This window comes from Acinetobacter sp. AG3, from assembly GCF_022343575.1.
Taxonomy (GTDB): domain Bacteria; phylum Pseudomonadota; class Gammaproteobacteria; order Pseudomonadales; family Moraxellaceae; genus Acinetobacter; species Acinetobacter guillouiae.
In genome coordinates, this window is record NZ_JAKQZD010000001.1 from 2,937,941 (window position 1) to 2,960,476 (window position 22,536).

11 protein-coding genes and 1 pseudogene are annotated in these 22,536 nt (G+C 36.2%); 2 read left to right on the forward strand and 10 right to left on the reverse strand.

Annotated features, from left to right (window positions below):
- Positions 1 to 180 precede the first annotated feature (180 nt).
- The 4 genes from L3V46_RS13700 to kynU form a co-directional block, all read right to left on the reverse strand.
- Positions 181 to 1,335, reverse strand: coding sequence for a porin (locus L3V46_RS13700; protein ID WP_239045998.1), 1,155 nt, complete (start codon positions 1,333 to 1,335; stop codon positions 181 to 183).
- 453 nt (positions 1,336 to 1,788) lie between these two features.
- On the reverse strand, positions 1,789 to 3,051 hold the full coding sequence (locus tag L3V46_RS13705; protein WP_239045999.1) for an MBL fold metallo-hydrolase: 1,263 nt from the start codon (positions 3,049 to 3,051) through the stop codon (positions 1,789 to 1,791).
- A gap of 470 nt (positions 3,052 to 3,521) precedes the next feature.
- The gene (locus L3V46_RS13710) at positions 3,522 to 4,889 is read right to left on the reverse strand and encodes an amino acid permease (protein ID WP_239046000.1); all 1,368 of its coding nucleotides are present in this window, start codon (positions 4,887 to 4,889) and stop codon (positions 3,522 to 3,524) included.
- 46 nt (positions 4,890 to 4,935) lie between these two features.
- Positions 4,936 to 6,189 (reverse strand): kynureninase, encoded by a 1,254-nt coding sequence (gene kynU / locus L3V46_RS13715; protein WP_239046001.1) that lies wholly within the window; start codon positions 6,187 to 6,189, stop codon positions 4,936 to 4,938.
- A 143-nt stretch (positions 6,190 to 6,332) separates the two neighbouring features.
- On the opposite strand from kynU, the gene gigD reads away from it, so the two are divergent.
- Complete coding sequence (gene gigD / locus L3V46_RS13720) at positions 6,333 to 6,785, forward strand: Lrp/AsnC family transcriptional regulator GigD (protein WP_239046002.1); 453 nt, start codon at positions 6,333 to 6,335, stop codon at positions 6,783 to 6,785.
- A gap of 639 nt (positions 6,786 to 7,424) precedes the next feature.
- A pseudogene (locus L3V46_RS13725) lies at positions 7,425 to 7,508 on the forward strand (integrase); the annotation flags it as partial.
- Between the two features lie 219 nt (positions 7,509 to 7,727).
- Here L3V46_RS13725 and L3V46_RS13730 read toward each other — a convergent pair.
- The 6 genes from L3V46_RS13730 to L3V46_RS13760 all read right to left on the reverse strand — a co-directional run bounded on the left by L3V46_RS13730 (position 7,728) and on the right by L3V46_RS13760 (position 22,497).
- The gene (locus tag L3V46_RS13730) at positions 7,728 to 8,114 is read right to left on the reverse strand and encodes a hypothetical protein (RefSeq protein WP_239046003.1); all 387 of its coding nucleotides are present in this window, start codon (positions 8,112 to 8,114) and stop codon (positions 7,728 to 7,730) included.
- A gap of 38 nt (positions 8,115 to 8,152) precedes the next feature.
- Positions 8,153 to 8,557: a hypothetical protein gene (locus L3V46_RS13735; protein WP_239046004.1), complete on the reverse strand. Its 405-nt coding sequence runs from the start codon at positions 8,555 to 8,557 to the stop codon at positions 8,153 to 8,155.
- A 320-nt stretch (positions 8,558 to 8,877) separates the two neighbouring features.
- A complete protein-coding gene (locus L3V46_RS13740) occupies positions 8,878 to 9,279 on the reverse strand; it encodes a hypothetical protein (protein WP_239046005.1) in 402 nt (133 codons plus the stop codon).
- Between the two features lie 163 nt (positions 9,280 to 9,442).
- Entirely contained in the window at positions 9,443 to 10,045 is a 603-nt protein-coding gene (locus L3V46_RS13745) for a hypothetical protein (RefSeq protein WP_239046006.1), read from the reverse strand.
- On the reverse strand, positions 10,045 to 12,144 hold the full coding sequence (locus L3V46_RS13750; RefSeq protein ID WP_343212652.1) for a VENN motif pre-toxin domain-containing protein: 2,100 nt from the start codon (positions 12,142 to 12,144) through the stop codon (positions 10,045 to 10,047). Before L3V46_RS13750 ends, L3V46_RS13745 begins: the two co-directional genes overlap by 1 nt.
- 117 nt (positions 12,145 to 12,261) lie before the next feature.
- Complete coding sequence (locus L3V46_RS13760; protein ID WP_343212653.1) at positions 12,262 to 22,497, reverse strand: hemagglutinin repeat-containing protein; 10,236 nt, start codon at positions 22,495 to 22,497, stop codon at positions 12,262 to 12,264.
- Positions 22,498 to 22,536: the final 39 nt, after the last annotated feature.

Below are 22,536 nucleotides of genomic sequence, written 5' to 3' on the forward strand. Positions count from 1 at the left end.
CATCTAATACTCAAAATTATTTAAAATAATTCGACCTCTATTGAATAAATCAAAAAATAAGCATGTTAAGAAAATCATACTGCTATTCAAAGTGCCTTCTCCACTTTGAAGAAGGCTAGAATGATAGGTTTAATATAGATTTATGCTTTAAAAGAACTTATGTAACAAAATAGCTGATAATTACCATTGATAACGAAGCCTAAATAAATGCAGATCAGGCGTTGCTTTACTATCACTGGTATATAATCGTTCATAGTCAAAACCAATACCATAATTAAAGCGCAAAGCCACGCCTACTCCGAAATCACGCCTTGAAAAATCTTCACCTTGAGTATATTTAATGTGATCTCCCATAACATAAGGCTGTATCGATTGAATGCCATAATTTTGTACTTTAAACTTATATCCTGCATAGTATTCAATACCATAGGCTTCAGTATCCAAATAATGTTCTACACCATAAGGCGCTGGCTGATTGCGCGCAAGATTATTCGGCACTAAGTTCTTATACCATCCTGCTCCCACTCCCCACATCCACTGGCCATCAAAATAATATAAAGCTGTAGCGATTACATGTTGAGATAGATCATGATTATCTTGTGAATCAGATAAACTGACTTGATTATGTTTATAAGAAGTTCCCCAATTTAAATTTTTGCTCAAATGAACATCCGTTGCGATCTCTTCACCTGATTTCAATTTATAGTGGAAGTTGTTCAATGAGGTTTCATCTCCAAATAAATACGCTGCATAAAAATCAACATATTGATTTTTCTTTTCATAACGCAATGTTTTACTTGAAACTAAGGTTCCATCAAAAAATGAAAAAGGACTCCACGTAGAAACTTGGCCCAACATATCGTAATCCCAAAGATCTGTTTTTACTCCAACGACATCATGGTAAATGCTATACATTTTGCCAAACTTGAATGTGCCATATTGAGAATTTTCCATACCCACATAGGCTTGAATCGTTGTGAACTCTTCATCATTCTTCGCATAATGACCATCCCAATCCAAGATTTTTGGCAAATTAAAATAATTTTGATACCCTGCAATTAAATGTGTTTTTTCATCCAATTTATAATCAAGATCTAAATACATACGGCTGGCAGCACTATAACCATTTCTACGATATTTTTGACTTTGATTATTCGCATTATATTGATCAAAGTTTAAAGCTTGTAAGCGCATGCTGCCATGTGTTTTAACTGTTAAACTATCTTGATCAGAAAAAATTTGATCTTGATGAATCAGCTCAACTTCAGCAAATACTGTTGTTGCATTTAGTATTACCCATGTGAAACAAGCAATTTTTAATGTATTTTTTAACATTTCTACATCCTTGTTATTCAGATTTAAATCGTTAGATTATCCTTTCTAACCATGATGAAATTTATAACAATTAAATATTATCCGTATATTTCAATGTAATATTTAAATTATGATTAAAATTTTCTGAAATTTTTATTCATTTAAGTCAGAACTTCAACAAACATAATATTACAATCACATTTACGGCAAAATATTCAAAGCATCAATATTTTAGAATTACTTATACTACTAGAGTGTTTTTAATAATTTATTCGACAATTCCCTATTAATGTGCGGATTATTAAAACCTAATATCACATTTATTAGAAATTTTAGAAAAATATATTAATACGACTTTAGGATCATCTCATCGATTTTATGTGCTATTAATCACCAAATTCCTCTTGGTTTATTCTTTTCAAAAAAACCGAAATGGATAACCAATTCGGTTTTAGATTGCATATCGTCATCAAACTATTTTTTATGAATATTCCCTTGATTCTGAATAAATTCAGCAATATTAATTACATCAAGATCCTCACTCGCATGAACAGGACCTTTAAACTCACGCCCTGCTGTGGTTTGTAAATATTCACTATTAATTTTTTCATTATCGGGCCAAATATGGTTTAATACCAATCCCTTAGCCCCCATTTTCGTAGCAAAGGCACCCACACCTAAAGTTGCTTTATGATTACGAGGATCTGTTCCTGAAATAATCGCTGTATGACCATCTAGAATCTGAGTCGTCATGGTTTTTTCTAAAGGTGTGCCTGCAAACACTGCTACAGCTGCATTTACATCCATCACTTCATTAATCAAAATGTCGGTATTTTTACCTAAACGAAGTAAATTTTCATTTGGAGCAGTATCACCACTAAATGTGACTGATCCATATTTAGTATCGAAACGATAAGACCAAGCTGGATATACCAATGGATGCTGAGCCAATGCGGCGGTCACTTTTACATAATCATCTTGATAGACCTGTATCGGGTTCATCACAGGTGACATATTGCTAGGACTGGCATTTTTAGGTGCAGGTAATGCCATAATGTTTAACATCCCTTGCCCATTTGTTCCGGTCAAATCTCGTGGATGATCATCTGCACGACGTACTGTGTGAATTGCATTATTCATGTCATAAGCATTTGCAGCAAAATGCAGCTGCATTAATTCTTTAATGCCTGGCGTTGGGTCTTCTGCATGGATTAATTTAGTATTTGGTAAATGACCAAATCCAGCATCATCACCTAATTTACCATTCGAGTCAGCACGATCTGGTCCAACCAATGCGATTTCTTGTTTGCCATATTTCCAGTTAGGGAAGTTAACATTCACAAATGGATACAGATCATCCACATGATCAGAGTGCAAGTGTGTAATAAAAATCCCACGCACATCGCCAAAATTCAGACCACTTTCATAAAAGCGTTGTACCAAACCTGATCCTGCATCAATAACATAGACTTGACCATCTACAACCAGCGCTGTTGATGTCGCAGCCCTTAGACTTGGGAAAGGTCCTGCTCTAGTCCCCAACATAACAAGGTACATTCCAGTGCGTGGCGGTGGAGTCGCTCTAACTCGTTTAGCTTGACGCTGCAAATAACTTGGTGTCGCACTCTTTAGTTGTATATCAATACGATTAAACGCTTGTTCATCTGCTGCAAAACTCAATTGGCCAATAAAACAAGTTGAAATAGCAACACACAAATATTTTTTTAAATTTTTCATATTAATTCCCTTTATATAAAACAGTCTTTAAAAATCACAGCACATCATTTCCTGTAATTTCATCGATTACGGTATTTTCAAAGCAAAACTATTGAATTAATAGCGTTAGTTTTCTATTAATCTCAGCCAGTAAGAGAATCCTTCACTTAAGGTTTTACATTTTACTCATCATAATTTTAACAATCATTTTTGAACAATCTTTCTAATTTTTAGGTTAATTACAACGATATTTTGAATAAAATTTAAATAATAATGAGAAATTACTCATTATATTCTATTTTATAAACGCCATCCTATTCACTGGGTCTAGCTCACATTATGCTACTCAGCTATATAAAAACTTAATGTCATTAGACCTCAATAATTTGCTTGATGTTTAACATGCGATCTTGCATTGTTATAAGGCTATTGTTTATCCCCCATTTCACGCTTTAATAGACAGCGAATTGTTTTAATATTATTCCATTCGTTCAAGAAATTTTCTTTTTAAACCAATAAATTATTAATAGAACCATTAAAAATGGAATACCAAACTGCAATGTTGATTTAAACTCATCGGTAAACCAAGTGGTAATCGTAATGCTACATATACTGATCAAACCTAATAATGAGATAAGCCGACTTGCTGGAATTTTAAATTTCAGTACTGTTTGATGGCTTGCAAGATGTTTTCGGAAAAATATATGTGTTACAAAAATACTTCCCCAAGTAAATAATGCACCAAACATGGAAAGTGCAATCATGATAGGAAATGCTGACTCAGGGTTGATGCTATAAACGACACTCGCAACTCCAATCCCTATTGCAGAGAGCATTAATGCATTTATGGGCACACCATTGCTGCGGATTTCTCCAAAGATTTTTGGAGCATCTCCTGCACGTGATAAACTAAAAAGCATACGGGTTGAAATGTAGAGCATACTGTTCATCGCTGAAAGTGCGGCCACAACAACAATAGCGTTTAAAATACTGTCCGCATATGGGATACCGACCAGTCTCATGACTGTGACAAACGGACTGGTTGCATCTTTCCCAATCAATTCAGTCCATGGTACTAGCGTCACAATTAAAAATAGTGACAGTAAATAGAATAGAATCAACCGTACAGCCGTGCTCTTAAATGCATATTTTACCGCTTTTTCTGGATCAGCAGCTTCACCTGCTGCCACAGCAATCATTTCAATACTGAGATAACTAAAAATAGAAATAATGACACCAATCCAGACCCCACTAAAACCATTTGGGAAAAATCCCCCATGACCAGTTAAATGAGCCGTGATATGGCTTTGCTCAGTATTTTGCGTGAGAATTCCAATTGCGAGTAATATAAATACAATAATGGCAAAAATCTTAATGGTAGAGAACCAATATTCAACCAATCCAAAGGCTTTGACACTATAAGCATTAACCGCGAGCAAAGTGCCTGAGAAAAACATGATCCAGAACCAAGCATGAACATCTGGAAACCACATTTTCATATAATCAGCGACAGCGGTAATTTCAGTACCAACTGCAAGAACCATACAAGCCCAATAACTATAACGCACTAAAAACCCAGCTAATGGACTAATATAGTGTTCTGCATAAGCTCCAAAAGATCCTGAGGTTGGGTGTTGAACCGTCATTTCTGCAAGACATGCCATCAGTGCAAAAGCGATTAATCCACCGATAGCGTAACTGACAATAACAGCAGGACCCGCATAACTAATCGCAAACTTACTTCCCATAAATAAGCCAGTACCAATCGCACCACCAATGGCAATCATACTCATTTGCTTTGCAGTCAATTTTTTATGTAGGCCCGATTCCCTAGTTTGAATTTCATCAAAATTATTCATAAACCCCTCCTGGGTAAATGTATTTTTGTTTATAAAGCAACTTAGATTAAGTGACTTGCCCGCGAACTTGATATTCGCTGTTCTCCCATTCACCTAATATCATGACTTGCTTTAGGTGCTGTACAGCATCCCAAATATCAACAAAACCGAGATATAGAGGGGTGATTCCAAAACGTAATACTTCAGGTTCTCGATAATCACCTATTACCCCGCGCTTAATTAATGCTTGGATAATCTCATAACCAAATTGATGTTTATAACTCACATGACTACCACGATGTTTATGCGCAACTGGGGTAATCATTTCGAATCCAAAATCAGTGCATTCTTGCTCGACTAAAGCCATAAATAAATCTGTCAGCTTTAAAGATTTTGTTCGAATTTTATCCATACTGGTATTGAGGAAAATATCTAAACCACACTCAATGAGACTCATTGAAATAATACTTTGAGTGCCACATAAATAACGACGAATACCTACGGCTGGTTCATAGTTTTGAGCCATATCAAAAGGTTTGTTGTGCCCCCACCATCCAGATAAGGGTTGCCAGAACGTATTGTGATGCTTCGGATTAACCCAAAGTAAAGCTGGAGAGCCAGGGCCACCATTTAAATATTTATAAGTACATCCAATCGCAAAATCACTATCTGTCTGATTTAATTCAATCGGAACAGCACCAACAGAATGACAAAGGTCCCAAATAATCAAAGCACCTTGAGCATGAATCTTTTGGTTAATTTCGTTCATGTCATACAAATAGCCAGTACGATAATTCACATGTGAAAGCACCACCACAGCAACATCGTTTTGATTTAAGAGTACATCTAAGTCATTTTCGTTTTCAATTAATTCCAAACGATAGCCTTGATGAATAAGATCCAAAAATCCTTCAATGATATAAATATCCGTTGGAAAGGCATCCTTTTCAGCAATAATTACTTTACGTGAAACATCCTTTTCTGCTTGAATTTTCACAGCTGAAGATAAGACCTTAAAAAGGTTTAATGTCGTTGAATCGGAAATAACTGTTTCACCAGCATTTACACCAATTAATTCAGCAACTTTATCTCCCAGACGCGTAGATAATCCCCACCAATCTGCGGTGTTCCAGCTATTAATCAGGTCATTGCCCCATTCTTGAGAAATGACGTGTTGTGCTAAATCTAATGATTTGGCGGGTCGAGCACCTAATGAATTACCATCAAGATAAATAACATTTGTTGGAAGTGAAAATTCGTTTTTAAATTGTGCTAGTGGGTCTTCCTTATCCCAAACTTGACATTGTTCACGTGTAATCATATTTTCTCCTTTTGGAAATCGTCCTTTATTTAGTTAAATATTATCATGATGAAAATATGATTTATTCGATAGTATCTAGTCATTTTCTTATATTTTGATATATAATTCTAATTAATTGGATTATATTTGAAGGATATCCCATCATGGATTTAGATGTTATTGATCTTAAAATTCTAAAACTGTTGCAAGAAGATGCACGCTTAAGCAATCAAGATCTGGCTGATCTTGTGCACTTATCTGCTTCTGCTTGTCATCGTAGAGTAAAGATTTTGGAATCAAATGGAATTATTGAAAAATACCAAGCGAAAATAAATTATGCAAAATTAGGTATCAAAATAGAGGCAATGGTTGAAATCAAGTTGGCTCATCTCACAGATGAAGATCATCACACCTTTATGACTCAAATTAGGGATTTTGATGAAGTAATCAACGTTTATATTATTACTGGCGAATCTAACTATGTTTTGTGGGTAACAACAAAAGACCTAGATTCTTTTTCTCAATTTATCATCAATAAGCTTAATAAGATTAAAGGCATTATGAATATAAATTCGAAGATCGTTTTGAAAAAAGTGGTGCAAAAAAGTTTGATTTAAAATTTACTTAGTTGAGTATCATAACGACTATCTAATACTACAAATGGCTCAGCAACTTCCGCCCATACCTGACGTGCCATGCTCTGCCATTTAGCCATATCATTTATATAATCTCGTGCCCCCCAATCCTCTGGTTTCATATATTGAAGATGTTGTCTAATCAATTTAACAGACAGGTTAAAATCATCTTTGCTTAAATCTTCAAAAGTATAAAATTTTAGATACTCCCCCCTCTATCAAGGCTTTTTTGTACCTATTTTTAGGTCGAACTCAGGTTACTATAATTTTAGTAATTTTCTTTTTTTCTATAAAACTCAACAAGAATATTAAAATCAGAATCTTTTAAATATTTCTCATCACCAATAATAATTTCATAATTGACTATGTAATCTTCATACTCATCCTCTAGTAACATTTCAAAATTTGATAGAATCTCATACTGAATATTTTCCAGATCATTTTCATTTTTTCCCTCAATAAGAAATATAATGTCAAAATGTTTTTATCAACTGAAAAGTAAATTCTTCTAAAATTATCAGAAATCTCACCTAAACAACTACGACTTAAAAAAAATGTTATTTGATATATATTCATAATTTCACCTATTAAGGACCTTATTGGGTGGGATATGATACAGTTGTTGAAGCAGCTTATTTATGTGGTGCTTATATTGAGAAACGTAAAGCACTTATGGCAGACTGGGCTGAGTTTTGTAACCAATAAAACAGCATAAAAATAATGCTTCTACCCTGTTAGGCAGATGCATTACTGAGGTTATTGCATTTTATACTAAGAAATCTTGTATAAAATGGACTTTAAAGAAAGAATTTATAGACTCTTTAATTTCTTCACAATGTGTATGTAAGTTTCTTTGCATATCACTGAGCATTAGAATCCAAACAAGAAATAGTTTAAGGAAGAAAACAATAGATAAATTTCCAGTTAAATACTATAAGCTTGTTTGAGGCGTGGTATAAAATAAATAATCTGTTCTTTATCCTCTGGATTATATTCAGCATATGCTAATGCTATTATTTCAAAGACTTCAACAAACATCTTAACAGGTACTGTACCATCCAATTCTTCATTAAAATAGAACTCTACAATATCTACTCTTTCCCCATCATCTGTAACATCATTCGTGAATGAATAATCTGCCACCTCTTGAATACTAGCTCCTTCCTTTCGGATAGCTAACTTAATCATATCAATAAAATTATCCTTTCCAGCACATGTACTAAAATAATCCATAAAATATGATAATAAAGGTTTTGCTTCTGGGTATTTTTGTAAAATATCATCCCAATTATTATCAAGCCAATTATTCATAGCAGTTCATACTTTTTCTAAACCTCTTAGTGTTTTAACTATAAGAAAAAAACATAACTATCTTCTTCCTCTTGTATTTCTAAGTTTTTTATTATTTTCCCATTTGATGAATAAAGAACAAAAGATCCCATATCCATATCATCTTCATCTGGAATATAAAAATCTAATTTATCTTTTTTTGCTATAGTTTCCAAATTCTTAATTATAATATCATTATCCAGTTTATCTCCATCAATTATATTTACTAATAAAGAAACATCCCCTTTACAAAATTGATAAGTACATATTACATTGAACTTATTAAAATCTTGAACTTTATTTTCTGGAGTAAATTCTTCATAATCAATAAGACAAAGATCATCTATTTCTAAATTTAAAATATCTATTAAGATACTCCTTAGATTATCTAGATCTAAATTTTGCTTAATGTAAAAATCTATCATTAAAATCTACTATTTTTTGGATTATATGGTTAATAACTTACTTTAGACTTCTTGCATTAGTCAAAAAAATGCGTATTCTGTGCCAATCCATATTTGGTCTAAATATCAGTTGACCAGCTTTTATGTTAATAAATCATAGAGGTCTTACTATCATGTGATGATATGTATGTGTACATCTATTTAAACTTTAAATACAAGCTGTGACATTACACAATTTACAATCATATAAATTCATTCTATAGAATAGAATAAATAAGTTTCATGACTTATAAAGCTTAATCTTATTTAAAATTATCTAAAAGATTACATTCGCAATAGCCCTATTGTCTTGGTATAGATAGTGTATCATCATATCGATCATCTTTTGTAACTAACGGCTCAAGTAACTCAAACCAAACTTGCTGAGCTCTAGATTTAACTAACTGGACATCAGTAATCCAATCTTTTTTCCCCCATACCGCCTCTTTTAACATAGGCATATATGCACGAATCAATTTAATTACTAAATTAAAATCATTAGAAGATAATTCTGTAAATGTATAATATTCAAATAATGAAAACTCATCTCTTGCTATTCCATCATATAATTCAGGATAGTTTAATAAGAAAACCTCCTCTAGCAACACACCAAAGGCATCCCAATATGTCGAACTCATTTCACATTCTAGCACATCAAAAAGATGATCTTTATATGTATGTCTCCCAATATAGATTGTACTCATAATTACCTTTAAACATTTTACTTATCTCTACGATTAGGTAATGAAATAATCACTCTACCATCAGGAAACACTCTTATTTCTCCAGAATCGAAATAAGTTTGACATATTTTTTCATCGCTTCCTTTTAAAATGCTTAGTTATTTATTTTTTAATCATAGGCCTTTTAAGCTGCTAAACGAGTAAAATGTACATTTATCTGATCATTCTTTATAATTTTATCAATTCTAAAGTCTAAAGAATCAGATACAGCAATAATTTTTTTCAACCTTTCAGGAAAGTCATCTATTTTTCCATAAATAGTAGGAACTAAAAAACTATAATAATCGCCCATTTCTGTTTTTATATTGCATCCAACGGGAAAATCTTCATTAGGTTTAGATCCTTCTACAGCATAAAAAACGAATAATCCTTTTATAGCAGGTAAACTATATTCTCTTAACTCCCCATTATATTTTGAACGATCATCAACCCAATTTTCGACAGCTGTTCTATCCAAAAAATCTGCATACGCTAAATGAGAATACATATCAAGTTTCGTTTTACCCATTTTATTTTTAGGATAATTAAAGAACTCAGATGATTCTTCCCAAATATATTCATTAATCATATCCAATTCATTTTCTGGATTCTCTTTTTGCAAAATGACTTTTGGGATATTCCCCCAATTATTATTTACCATAAAAGCTAAATGCCCAAATTTATCCATTGCAATCCACGTATAAATTTGACCAAAGCTTGGTGTCCAACTCAAATTTAAATCATTCATTATTTTGTTCCTTTTGGCCATGTAACATTACAATTATCACAAGTTTTCACAATAGCTTCAGGTGTAACTACTCTTTCCTGAAAAACAACTTTTGGCCTAACTGCAATTGTAAACTGAATATTCGCTGGATTTACACCTTGTCTTACTAATTTATCTGCTGCTGAGACTTCAGCACATGCACCTGCTACATTTTTACAAAAACTTGTAAACTCTCCAATTTTAACACCTAGTTGTGTTTCAATATGTTTAACTGTTCTTGGATCCAGTACATCAGCTGAAATTTTAGCATTACTACTGCCTATGGCTACTTTTCCAGTTACTGGATCAAACGCACCAATCATAGCAGCACTTTTACCCGCCTGAGTTTTTGAAGGAAAACTATTAATAGTATCCAATAATAATTTAGTAGCTTTTTCTTCACTTAATTTATGATTATAGGTGTTTATACCTTGTTTACTTACAGCAGGAACAATTGTCAATACACCACCTATAACTTGGACTGCACCCTCGCTATACTTACCATTAACAATTTTTTCTGTGCCTTGCCCAACATTATAAGAACCAGCTAAAGCTCCAACATATCGAATAACTGTACCTAATTTACCAGACAATCCAAATAATGCTGGCTCTGCTGCTTCAGCTAATTGCTTATCCGTTGAGTTTGCATAACTTAAAGATTGTTTTGCTTTTGTGATTGCTTTATTCAAGTCATCACCTGTGTACGGATCTATTGTTCCATACCTTCCACTATCGTAGATTTGTTGTGCCTTGACTGGATCTCCATTTGATGCTTGATTAATCAAATATACTAAATCATATTTTTGTTGTGGAGTTAAAGAGTTCGGATCTTTTTGATATTGTTTTAACAACTGATCTGAATATTTATCCATTGCAACTAAAGCCAAGAATTCTCTTGCTTCTTTTTCATTCAGTGAACCATTATTTAAAATTGCGAGCGCTTTAAAATTCAGCCCATTTGCTCCACCTTGTGCTTTATTAATGAGCTCAACTTTACGTTTATATTCTTCAGGAGATAAAAAGTTATTCTCTACCGCATTCTGCCCAACAACGCCAGCAAGCTGCGCATTAAACGCTGAATCTCCAACTGTTCCACCAACCACAGCTCCTATCGCTGCAGTCAGATCTCGAATTTGAGTCTTCACATCTTCAGGTAAAAGATTTGCTTGGAACTCTCCATTGACATCTTGATATTCTTTTTTGTCTTTGTATTGATTGGTGAGATAATCCGCTGCTGCTTCACTTGCAACTGCCGCACTGCCCCCTGCTGCTGGGTTACCGCCATTTACATAGGCAAGTGCTGCTCCCAATATCGCATGGGCAGCCAACTGAGCAGCTTTGTTTTTGTCCTCTCCATGACCTAACTCTTTTCCAATAATATTTGCTGCATAAGGTGCAAGAGCATTGGCTGCAACTTGTAAATCTGTTTGGCCTCCCAATGCACCTGTAACTGCCATAGCTACCGCATTGACTGCTCGACTCTTATCTCCACCCATACCCCAATCTTGGGCTGTTTCTGAAGCTTGTTTATAACTAGGCGAATTATTTTTCAGAAGTTCTTGTTTTTCAGCTTCATTGTTTGAGTTTTGATACTTATTCCAATCTTCGCCACCTTTGGCTTGTAGTTCTGCTATCGCTGTCTGTTCAGTGTTTTTCTTCTCTTGTTCCGCTTGTTTTTGCTGATTTTGACTATAGGTTCTTGTTGCTGCCACAATGGTTGAAGTCGCATCTGCTACAGTTTTTTGCTTGTCTATAATCTCTTGTAGATTTGGTAATGTGTCTACACTTCGATGTGCTGTACTCGCATCACTATGGATCCCTAACGCTGTGGTCGTTGTGGCTTGACCACCAATCGTGATATTACCTTCGCTTAAGGTTGAACGAGTGACACTACTGTCTTTGTCAGATTCATGCTGTGGTAAGCTTGGGCTAAAGGTCGTGCTATCTCGCCAATTGACGTTATTGGTATATTTATTTCCCTGATTATCTGTTTTGGTTTCTTCTCCAAAGCGTGTTCCACCAGATAAACTCACCGAAGTCGCATCATAACTGCTCTTATTGTTGATATCGCTAAACGTCAAATGATTTGCAGTTAAATCATTATTTTCTTTCTTCGCGGTAGAAACAATTGCACCACCTTTGAGATCAACTTGATCGGCTTTGACATGGTAACCACCATCACCAGCGAATAGGCCTGCTTACTGATTCACACTATTAGATGAACCGTTTGCACTACTGCTGGATAAATTTCCAGACGCTTGCCATGCTGTACCTAATGAAGCTTGGACACGTGCTCCTGCACCACTTTGATCTATCTTTTGTTCAACTTGGTCTTGTTGACTGATGATACTGAGCTTGCCACCCACATCCGCATCAATACGATTTGCTGTGGCTTTAGCGCCAGCCAAAGTTGTATCACCCTTACTCGTCAAACTCACTTTATTGGCTTCTAATGTTGTTTGACTATGCGTATTACGATCAAGCTGATTACTGCCTTTACCATAGCCTGCCTCAGCATAGATATACGCACCTGTTTGAGCTCCGACCGATGCACCTACACCGACACTTAATCCAGCATTACTGTTCTTACCCTGTGCCTTTTCTTGGCTTTGTCCTGATTCTAAAAGAATATTTTTAGCCGAATCTAAGCTTATTGTTTCTTTCGCTTTGACTTGAGTATTCTGTAAATGAATATCACCTGCTGTACTGGTGAGATTAACATTACCACCCGCACTGATCTGGTTTGGTTGTGAAGTTGCATAGCTATTGCTTTGTTGATTTTTACTGGTACTAAAACCTATACCAGCCTCAGCTTTAGCAACTGAACCGCCTTTGATGTCACTATAACTTTGATAGGCTTGCGCACCCGCTGCCAATCCCTGTAAAGCTTGGGTACGATCATCTGCAGCATTGCCTTTAGCGGCTTTGTCTACCGAACCCAGCAAATCTAAAATTGGTGAACTTATCCGTTTAAATACACCGACTTTTAAATCTTTCGATGAACTGTCTGAGCTTCCAGTATTGTAATCATCCAATACACTGATTTGTTTTGCAGTAATATTGATATCTTTATTGGCAACAATATCTGCAACTTGCTGATTATAGTGATTCCCTGCCTGAATATTGACATTGCCCTCTAAACTTCCGACTTGGCTACGTTGCTGTTCAATACTTTGACTATTGCTTTGGTTGTTACCCTTCATATAGCCATAAAATTGTTCAGTATCTGAAATCTGAGCACTACCAATGCCTTTATTGGAACTGCTTTGACTTTGGCTTTGACTACTCTGTGCTGATTTAATATTGACATCATTCGCAGCATTGATCTTCACATCACCTTGTGAAGCGACTGAACTGCCGAGGATATTGATGTCACCTTTTTCTGTTTGTAATGTGGTTTTTCCACCCACAGAAAGTTGGGTACCTGTAACCTTATCTACATTTCCTTGACCTTTGTCTTTATTATTATAAACACCTGCAGGCGCAGTCCAATTTCGTGTATCAACGCTAAACCCACTTTGTTTACTATTTGCAGTCTGATCTTGACGATCAGTCACATAGTTCAAGTTAATGTTATCTTTAGCATGTAACAGTGCATCGCCTTCAGCAGCGAGTTGTGCACCTTGGCTATTTATATTTCCGCCTGTTGCAATGATATTTAAATTACCTTTCGCTTCTGCTTGAGTCACAACGGCTTGAGTATTTGTATAGTTACTACTTTGATTGGATTTTTGATTTCCTGCAGTCAGCACAATAGGCGTTTGTGCGGCCATCAATGCTTTATCAACAGCATCCGCTCGTGACATCACCTGACCTACAGCACTATCACTAAATTGACCATTATCGGCATTTTTCTTATAGGTTGAAGCCGCTGCTGTTGCAGGTGAATAGGTTAACCCAACAGAAAAACCTGAGTTTTTACTCTGTACGTTTGTATGTTGCTTACTACTTTCATATCCTGCATTTAGACTAACATTAGCACCTTGTAGATTCAGGTCTTTGCCTGCACCCAAAATAGCGGCTTCTGCAGTTAAATCCTTGCCTGCTAGAATATTGGTATTTCCTTGCGTACTTATAATTTTACTTTGCAGTAACTCAGTTGATTGATTATCCTGCTGAGCTTTTACATTTGATTTACCATAACCAATACTGGCTACACCACCTGAGAGGCTTGCAGTAAAACCAGATTTTTTAACACGCTTTTCTGACTCATTTAGGTATTGGTTTTCAGCAGCAGTAATACTGACATTTTCTTTGGCCTGAATTTGCGTTAATTCATCTGAAATTATTTTACTGCCTTGTATTTTGATATTTTTGGCATCTAAAATGACTTGCTTACCATCAACAGTACTGGCTATGCCCTCATCTGACTTATCTTTTCGGTAAGTTTGAGTCGTTTTACTGCTTAAAAAGCTCTTTTTCTTCACTTCATCTGCATGTTCAACTGTACTACGAGCACGCCCTTCTTGAATATTCAGTTGTTCTTCAGCACTTAAAGTCGTCCGACCTAGCACACTACTGACCTGAGAGCCTGTAATATCAATATTTTTCCCAGTCAGGGTTAAGTCACCTTTTGCAACGATTTGATTACCTACATCTTGTTGCGTTGTACTAAAGTCATAATTTTTATTATTTTTATAACTATTGTTAATCCGCTCTGTTTGTAATGTCGCTAAATTTACATCCCCTTGCGTTTGTAGAATGGTTGAACCATTGCTATTTAAAATTTCTGCGCCTTTCAATGTGGTGTTACCAGCCACTTTGATATTTAAAGTCGTTTTGAAATTATCACTGCCTTCCACTGAGCTAGTCTGGTTATTACCCACATAGATCCCTGCTTTGCGATCTATAGCGGTAAAACCATAATTACTCTGGCCTTTTTGTTTATTATTACTGGTCAATGTACTATTTACATTTAAATTTCCGCCAATATCAAAAGATGCTGCTTCTTTTGCAACAATCTGGCTGCCAATATTGTTTAAATCATTTTGCGTTTTAATCCCAACACGATTGGCTTCCATTCGTCCAGCCAATTGGTTGACATTATTTGCATTGATGATCAGTGCTTCACGGCCAGCGATCGTCGCTTGATTAAGCACATCACCGTTCATATTCATTTGCACTTGATCAGCACTGATCAAAGTACCATCACCTTTTAAATCACCAGGTCTTGCTCGAACATAAACTTGTGGAACCAATACTTTACTGCTTGTCCCATCTGCCAATGTGATAGTTTTTTCTTCTAACCACACAATATCATTGGTAAGCTGTGCAATCTGAGCAGCAGTTAAAGCAATTCCAGGACGTAAATTATAACTTTTAGCAAAGGTTAAGCCGTTGTTCATTAAAGCTTTATATTGCTCTTCATCACTACCATAACCAGATAAAAAACGATGCCCTGTCAACTGTGCAATTTGATCTTGCACCAAACGTTGCTCATAAAAACCATCACCTAGACGTTTTTGTTGATTTGCTGGATCTAAACCAAGTGCACTCAGCATATAATCGGATGATAGCCATTTTTTATATTGGCTAAATGCTGGATCAGTTTCTACCAAATACTGCGCTTGGCTATCTTTGGTTGTGCTATACAATGCATTACTTGGTAAGGTAATTGTCTTTTGTTCTACACTACGCACTTCATAGTCAGATGCTTTGTCTACTCCAGACACCTGCTTGTCTAAAGCATTTAGCTGTTGAGCTGAATCAACTTTTTGATTTTCAGTTGGTTGGACTTGCTGTTGTGAACCATTCGGATCTAGCTCACCAAGCTGCTGATTTTGTGCATTTTCTGATTGTTTAACATTGACCTGTTGTCCAGCATCCACTGCAACTTGCTTTTGTTGAGCCTGTTGTTTGGCATATTCAAGTGCTTGCGCTTGTTTGGAACCTGTTACATGCACTTGAACAGTGTCATTGGTCTTGTCTTTAATCTCTGTCGTTGGAACAGCAATAACTTTATTGCCACCATAAAGGCCACTTAACTCATATGGCTGTGTCTCATCAGCAGGCGCATAGGCCATTGAACTCTTTCGACCAGAATCATAAAACCATTTTTTTGGATTTTTAAATTGAATGAGTTTATTTGCTAAATAGGCTTTGTTATCAATATCGGTTCCTTCTACCTTTAATACTCCTGCTGCAAGTATTTGGCTCTGATCATTTACGATATGATCAGATTGAAGCAACATATTGCCCCCACTCAATATTTGACCAGGAGTACTGGTTAATACTTCGGGAACATAGGTTTCTTTATCATATTCAAAAATATTATAGGTACGTAAACGTCGCCCATCACTTAACACAAGCCAGTAAAAACCGCCGTCTCTCTCCAGCTCAACAAGCAAATCCGCAACATCAATCCCAGGATGTCGATTATCCTCATAACTATGTACAAATTTGGATGACTCTAATACTTGATGTACTGAAAAATTATCATTTAAATTTTGAATTTCTTTTGCAGTGAGTCGCATATTGCCTTGAGACTCAATGGTTGCACTACGATTATTAATCAGTTGGGCTTGACCTTGTGCTTGATAATTACCATCCAGTGAGCCCCCAACATTTAATTGCCCCATACTCAATATCCAAGCATTGTCTTTTGAGTCACTATTGATCAAACCTCCTGCTTGGTTATTTAAAATATCAATCCCTAAATCAATATCTCCACGTGAAGCAATAACTGCGCCTGAGGAGGAACGAGCAGAGCACTGCTCTGCTCCGACGCAAGATCCGTTCGATTTGTTATTTAAAGTCTGTGCTTGTATAGCAATATGATCACCATAAATTTTAGCACCATCATTCCAGACTAAATTTGCTTTTAAGTGGGTTAACTCACCATTAATTAAACCTTGATTATGTAGCACATCGTTGGCGATTAAATGTGTTTCAATACTGCTAATACTCGCCCCAGTTTGATTTAAAATATTCTGAGCATTTACGGTAAGGCCTTTGCCTGCACTTAAGACAGATTGATTGATGAAATCGTGTTCGCTATTGATTTTGAGTAAACCATTGGCACTCAGTTCATCACCTTGCTGATGTGTATAACTTTGCTTTAAATTCAACTCAGCATCACCAAGGCTAATGATTTTACCTTGATTAATTAAATTGTTCGCACTGATTACTAACCGATTTTGCGCGATGAGTTCCCCTTGAGTATTATTAATATTTAAGGTTTTTTGAGAATCACCAATCAATAATGTCCCTAGGCTGGTCACACTGCCTTGTTGATTATCAAAGTTCTGCTGAATCAAAAGTGATGCATCTTTGCTTGCTCTAATTCCACCAGATTGGTTTTTTAACTCACGTGCATTTAATTGGATATTTTGAGCATCTAAACCACCCAAAATCGTATCATCTAAATTTTGTCGATTATCGATCACTTGCGCTTGGATTGATAAATCCTCAGCAGCAACAATATGGCTGCCTTGACCACTGTTGTTCAATTGGTCGGTATGAATTTGAATATTTTTTAATGCTTGAATTTGACCTTGGTTATTCAGTACCCCGCCTGACTGTTGTTGAGCAATTGTTAGATTGCCTTGACTATTGATTTGTCCTTTTTGATTGGATAATTGCTGTGCGCTGATTTCTACATCATCTGCTGAAGCAAGAATGCCGTTATCATTTAATAACTGTTGGACATGGGTTAAATTAAGTTTTCCTTGGCTGAGTATTCCACCACGAGCACCAGAATTTTGATTCAACAAATCATGCTGATTGGTATCGATGCTTAATTCAGAATTAGATTGGATCAAACCTGAATTATTGTTAAGTAAGCCAGTTTTTAGCAAAATTTGATCTGCTAAAATTTTACCTGATTCATTATTCAATGTTTGTAATTGACTGTCTAAATTCAATTTTTCTAGTGATGAGATTTGCCCTAAGCGATTATCAATCCCTTGAGCAACAACATTTAATCCTTTACTTGCAAATAATTCGCCCTGATGATTATTCAATGCACCTTGTACAGTTAAATCTGCGCGTCCCTGTTCTGATTGAATAATGCCTTGCTCATTATTTAAATCTGTACTGTTTATCTGTAGATCTTTTTGTGCAGCGATTGTACCTTGCTGATTTTGAATTGCTGACTGTGCCAACAGTTGTAGTTGATCTTGGCTATAGATTGTTCCAGATTGATTATCTAAAGTGTTTGTTTCAATCTTGGTTTTTAAAATACTCTGTATTTTACCTTTTTGATTGTTGATTTGCTGCGCTTTTAAATTCGCTTCTTGTTGCGCAAATATTTCACCTGACAGATTACTCAGCTCATTGTCTACAGATAAATTTAACGAACCTTGTTCTGCTCTGATTTTACCCAAATCATTAAGCAATGACTGTGAGGTTAAATCAATCTGTTTAGACGCAATAACCCCTGAAGTATTATTCACTTGACCAGTGGCTACAATCTTAGACTGGTCTTGTGCATAAATCACACCAAGATGATTGTCTAATGTAGCGGTATTTAGGTGTAATTTTTGACCCGCTACAGCTTTACCTTCAACATTATTCCAATGACCACTATTCATTGTTAAGTCTTGCGCGGCTGAAATCTCGCCTTTGATATTGCTTAATTCGTTGGCAATATCGAGCTGCATTGCAGATTGCTGTGCAATTAATTTACCAGCATTATTTGATAATGAAGCTGCATTTAAATTAAATCCTTGGTTAGCCGCGATCACACCATCTTGATTGTTAATATGCGCTAAAGCATTTAATTTTAATTGACCCTCTGCATAGAGTGTACCAGCAGTATTATCCAAAGATTGAACGGTTAAATCAGCATGTTGACCTGCTTGAATTTGTCCATTTTGAGAAGATAGATCCTGTGCAGTGATCGCAACATTTTTTGCTGCCACAAGAATGCCTGAATCATTGTTTAAATTTTGCTGAGTAATAATATTTAAATGTTGTTTTTCAGAGCGTATTTGCCCTGAAGTATTATCTAATGATTGAGCATTAACTGAGATATTGTTATTGGCAGCAATTGTACCAGAGTGATTTTCAATTCCCCCGTCTATATCTAAGTTTAAGCCTTGATTAGAAAAAATTGTTCCAGATGCATTGTTTAAACTTAGACTTTGAATACTGATATCTTGATTAGACAGCAGTTTTCCACGTTGATTATCCAGCGCCCCAGTGATACTGAGATCAAGATTTGACTGTTCGGATTGAACTGTACCTTCTGTATTATTTAATGATTGCGCCTTTACATATACCGCTTGTTTGGCTGCTAAGATACCTTGCTGATTATTAATGCCATGTTTTGCAATGATATTAAGCGAATCGTCTGTATATACAGTACCTTGTGTATTGTTGATATCATCAGCTTTTATCCCCAGTTGTTTATCTACAAGAAGCTTACCTGCACTGTTATTCAGTTGAGTAACATTCAGCTGAGCGCTACCAGCAGCACTAATCACACCTGAGCTATTATTCAATGTTTGTGCAACATTCACTTTCAACTGCCCATTGGCATCACTTTGAAGCAATTGTCCTTGTTGATGGCTCAGTTCAACCGCATTCAGATCAATATTTTGTGCAGATGTAAGCGCTTGGTCTAAATTAGCAATGCCTAGATCGAGTTGTAGATGGCTGTTACTTTGGATTTTGCCTTGTTGTCCTTGTAGGTTTTGTGCTGTGATTTTTAACTGTTGATCACCTGCATGTAAAATCTCACCTGCAACCGAGTTCAGTGTATTGGTCTTGATTACAGTACCTGTAGCATTACTGATAATCTGCCCTGCATTGTTATCAATCTGATTTGCCACATCCAGAATAAAATCATTTTTACCTGTGTGTTGAATTAAACCTTGGTTGTTATTCAACTGTGCTGTATTAAGATTGACCTGTTTTGCACTATATTGCCCTTTTTCATTGACAATACTTTGTGTTGCGGTTAAATCCAGTTGCTCATCTGCAATAATTTTTGCATTGCTGGTATTCAGTTGGGTTGTTGCAATGTTGATATTTTTGGCTTGGCTTTCACTTTGACTTAAGTCTGCTGTTTGAGCTGCTTTAATTTGCAACTCAGCACCTGCCAAAATTTTCCCTGCCAGTTGAACCTGTTGCGCATCAATATTCAGTGTGGCATCTGTATTGCTTAGTTTCCCATCTTGATCAAGACCTGCGACCCATACTGCATTTTTATCACTGACAATGGTATTTGCTTGAACCTTGATTTTGTTCTGTGCCGCTAATTGACCATGCTGTTGTAACTGATTCACAGTTAAATCAGCACTATTGCCAGCATAGATTTGCCCAGTACTTTGTAACTGCTGAGCATTCAATTTAAGATTTTGCGCAGCAATCAGATTACCTGCTGAATCCTGCATCGTACCATTATCAACATGCTCGACCAGAATGTTCAAATCAGCAGTTTTAGATTGAATTGTACCCTGTTGATTGTTTAAACTCTGACCTGTCAGGTGTACATTCTGTGCCGAAATCTCTCCTTTAGTATTGTCTAAAGTTTGAATAGACAGCTTGGCATCCGCATTGACTGAACCAATTACGCCTTGGGTATTATTAGTATTCGCAGAATTTAGAGTTAATGCATCCGCAGCAAGAATTTGACCTTGGCGATTATCAATCTCAGCTGAATTTAAGTTGAGTGTCTTGGCGCTTTGTAAACGGCCTTGATCGTTATTTAATTGTTGTGCGGTTAAATCAAAGCTTTGATTGGCATTAATTACACCTTTTTGATTATCCACCTGTTGTGCAGTGATATTCACCACATTCGCAGTGAGTTTACCTTGTTGGTTGTCAAAGTATTGCCCATTAAATTGCAATTCAGGCAGTTGAATTTCACCACCATTGTTTTTAATACTGCCTTCAACTCTAAGATTGATTTCAGCATTGTTGACAATTGCACCTTCTACATTGGCAATATCTTGAGCAATCTGAATATTTCCTGCTTCAAAAGTTTTTGGTGTCAGGTCTGTGGGTGCAACTTCAACCGTACTTGAGTCTTGCGCTGAAGACTGTTGCTCTGGATCAGTCACACTTGGCGATGTGGTTCCACCCGGTGTTTGCCCTGTCCCACTAGGATCGACGGTTGCCTGACCAATTAAGCCCTGAGTATTGTCTAAGTTTTTTGCAGCAATGTTGAGTTGTTGCTGACCTGTTTGCTCGATTTTACCTTTGTTATTGGTTAAGTTTTGCGCAGTAAAATCAATTCGTCCTGCGTTGATCACCCCCTCATTATTATCAATCTTGCCTTGAGCATTGAGTTTAATTTCATCACGAGTCGCAATCAGCCCAGTGTTTTGAATATTGTCGGCTTGAATCTGTATTTGTTGTTGTGTACTACTGATATTACCGCTGTTTTTTACATTGCTTGCCTGAATTAGAATTTGATCTTTATTGGCAATCATATTGCCTGTATTGGTTAAGTCACCATTGGCATTTAAACGCATCTGACCTGTCGTGGCATTGAGTGACCCTGCGTTACGCACCCCTAAACCTTTTTCAGTACCAACCAAATAGATTTTTCCAGCATACATGCCACCTAATTTTCCAACATCAAGAGCAAAGCTCGGTGTAGGTGAAGACGTGGTACTTGTCGTTGCAGTAATCTTTACTGAATTCTGATCTTGAACATTGATGTCGTTTTGACCCAACACGGTTTTTAGCTCATTGGCATATAGACCCGCATTGACATTTAAAGCACGTGCATAAATATCGGTATAAGGGGTTAAGCTTCCATTTAAGCCTTTCCCTTCAATCGTGACTTGCCCTTCACGTACTCGGAATGAATCAAGATAACCTTGATGCATTACTGCTTGACCTGTGGTTAAGGTAAAACGATCTGCGTTAATCACCCCACAACCATCACAGATCAAGCCAGATGGGTTGGCAATTACCACTTGCGCTTGTTTACCCGCAACCTCCAAATAACCCTTTAATTGACTCGGATTACTGCTGTTCACTTCATTCAGGATCACCTTGGCTTCACCTTTGGCGAGCCATGGATTACCTTGTACCCAACCACCCAATTGGGTTTGGGTATTATTTCGTGCATTATTTAAAATCGCACCTTCCTGACCCACATCAAACTGGGTATAGGTATTGCGTGATACACCACCGGCACTTGGGGTTTGAATATTAACTTGGGTCAAACCATTACTGCTGTTTAGAATGGTGGCTTGTTGTGAGCTTGGTGCTGATCGATCTGCCACAATTTGACTTTCAGCGATGGTCACCATCGGCAAGGTGTAAATTGCTGCACCTAATAGGCTCACCACAGCAAAATTGACAGGATTGAGTTTTTTATAGGTGATTGAAGATGCACCCGTGACATCCTTTATTTCAATTTCACCAATGCTATGTGATTGCCCCGCTGTTTTTGTACGGCTTTTTACAATCTCAGCAACCGCAATAAACATGCCACGTGCTTGACTAAAAATAATGCGATAACGATTCTTATTCATAATGTTTTACCTAAATGTTTTAATATTTTTTCAAGATTG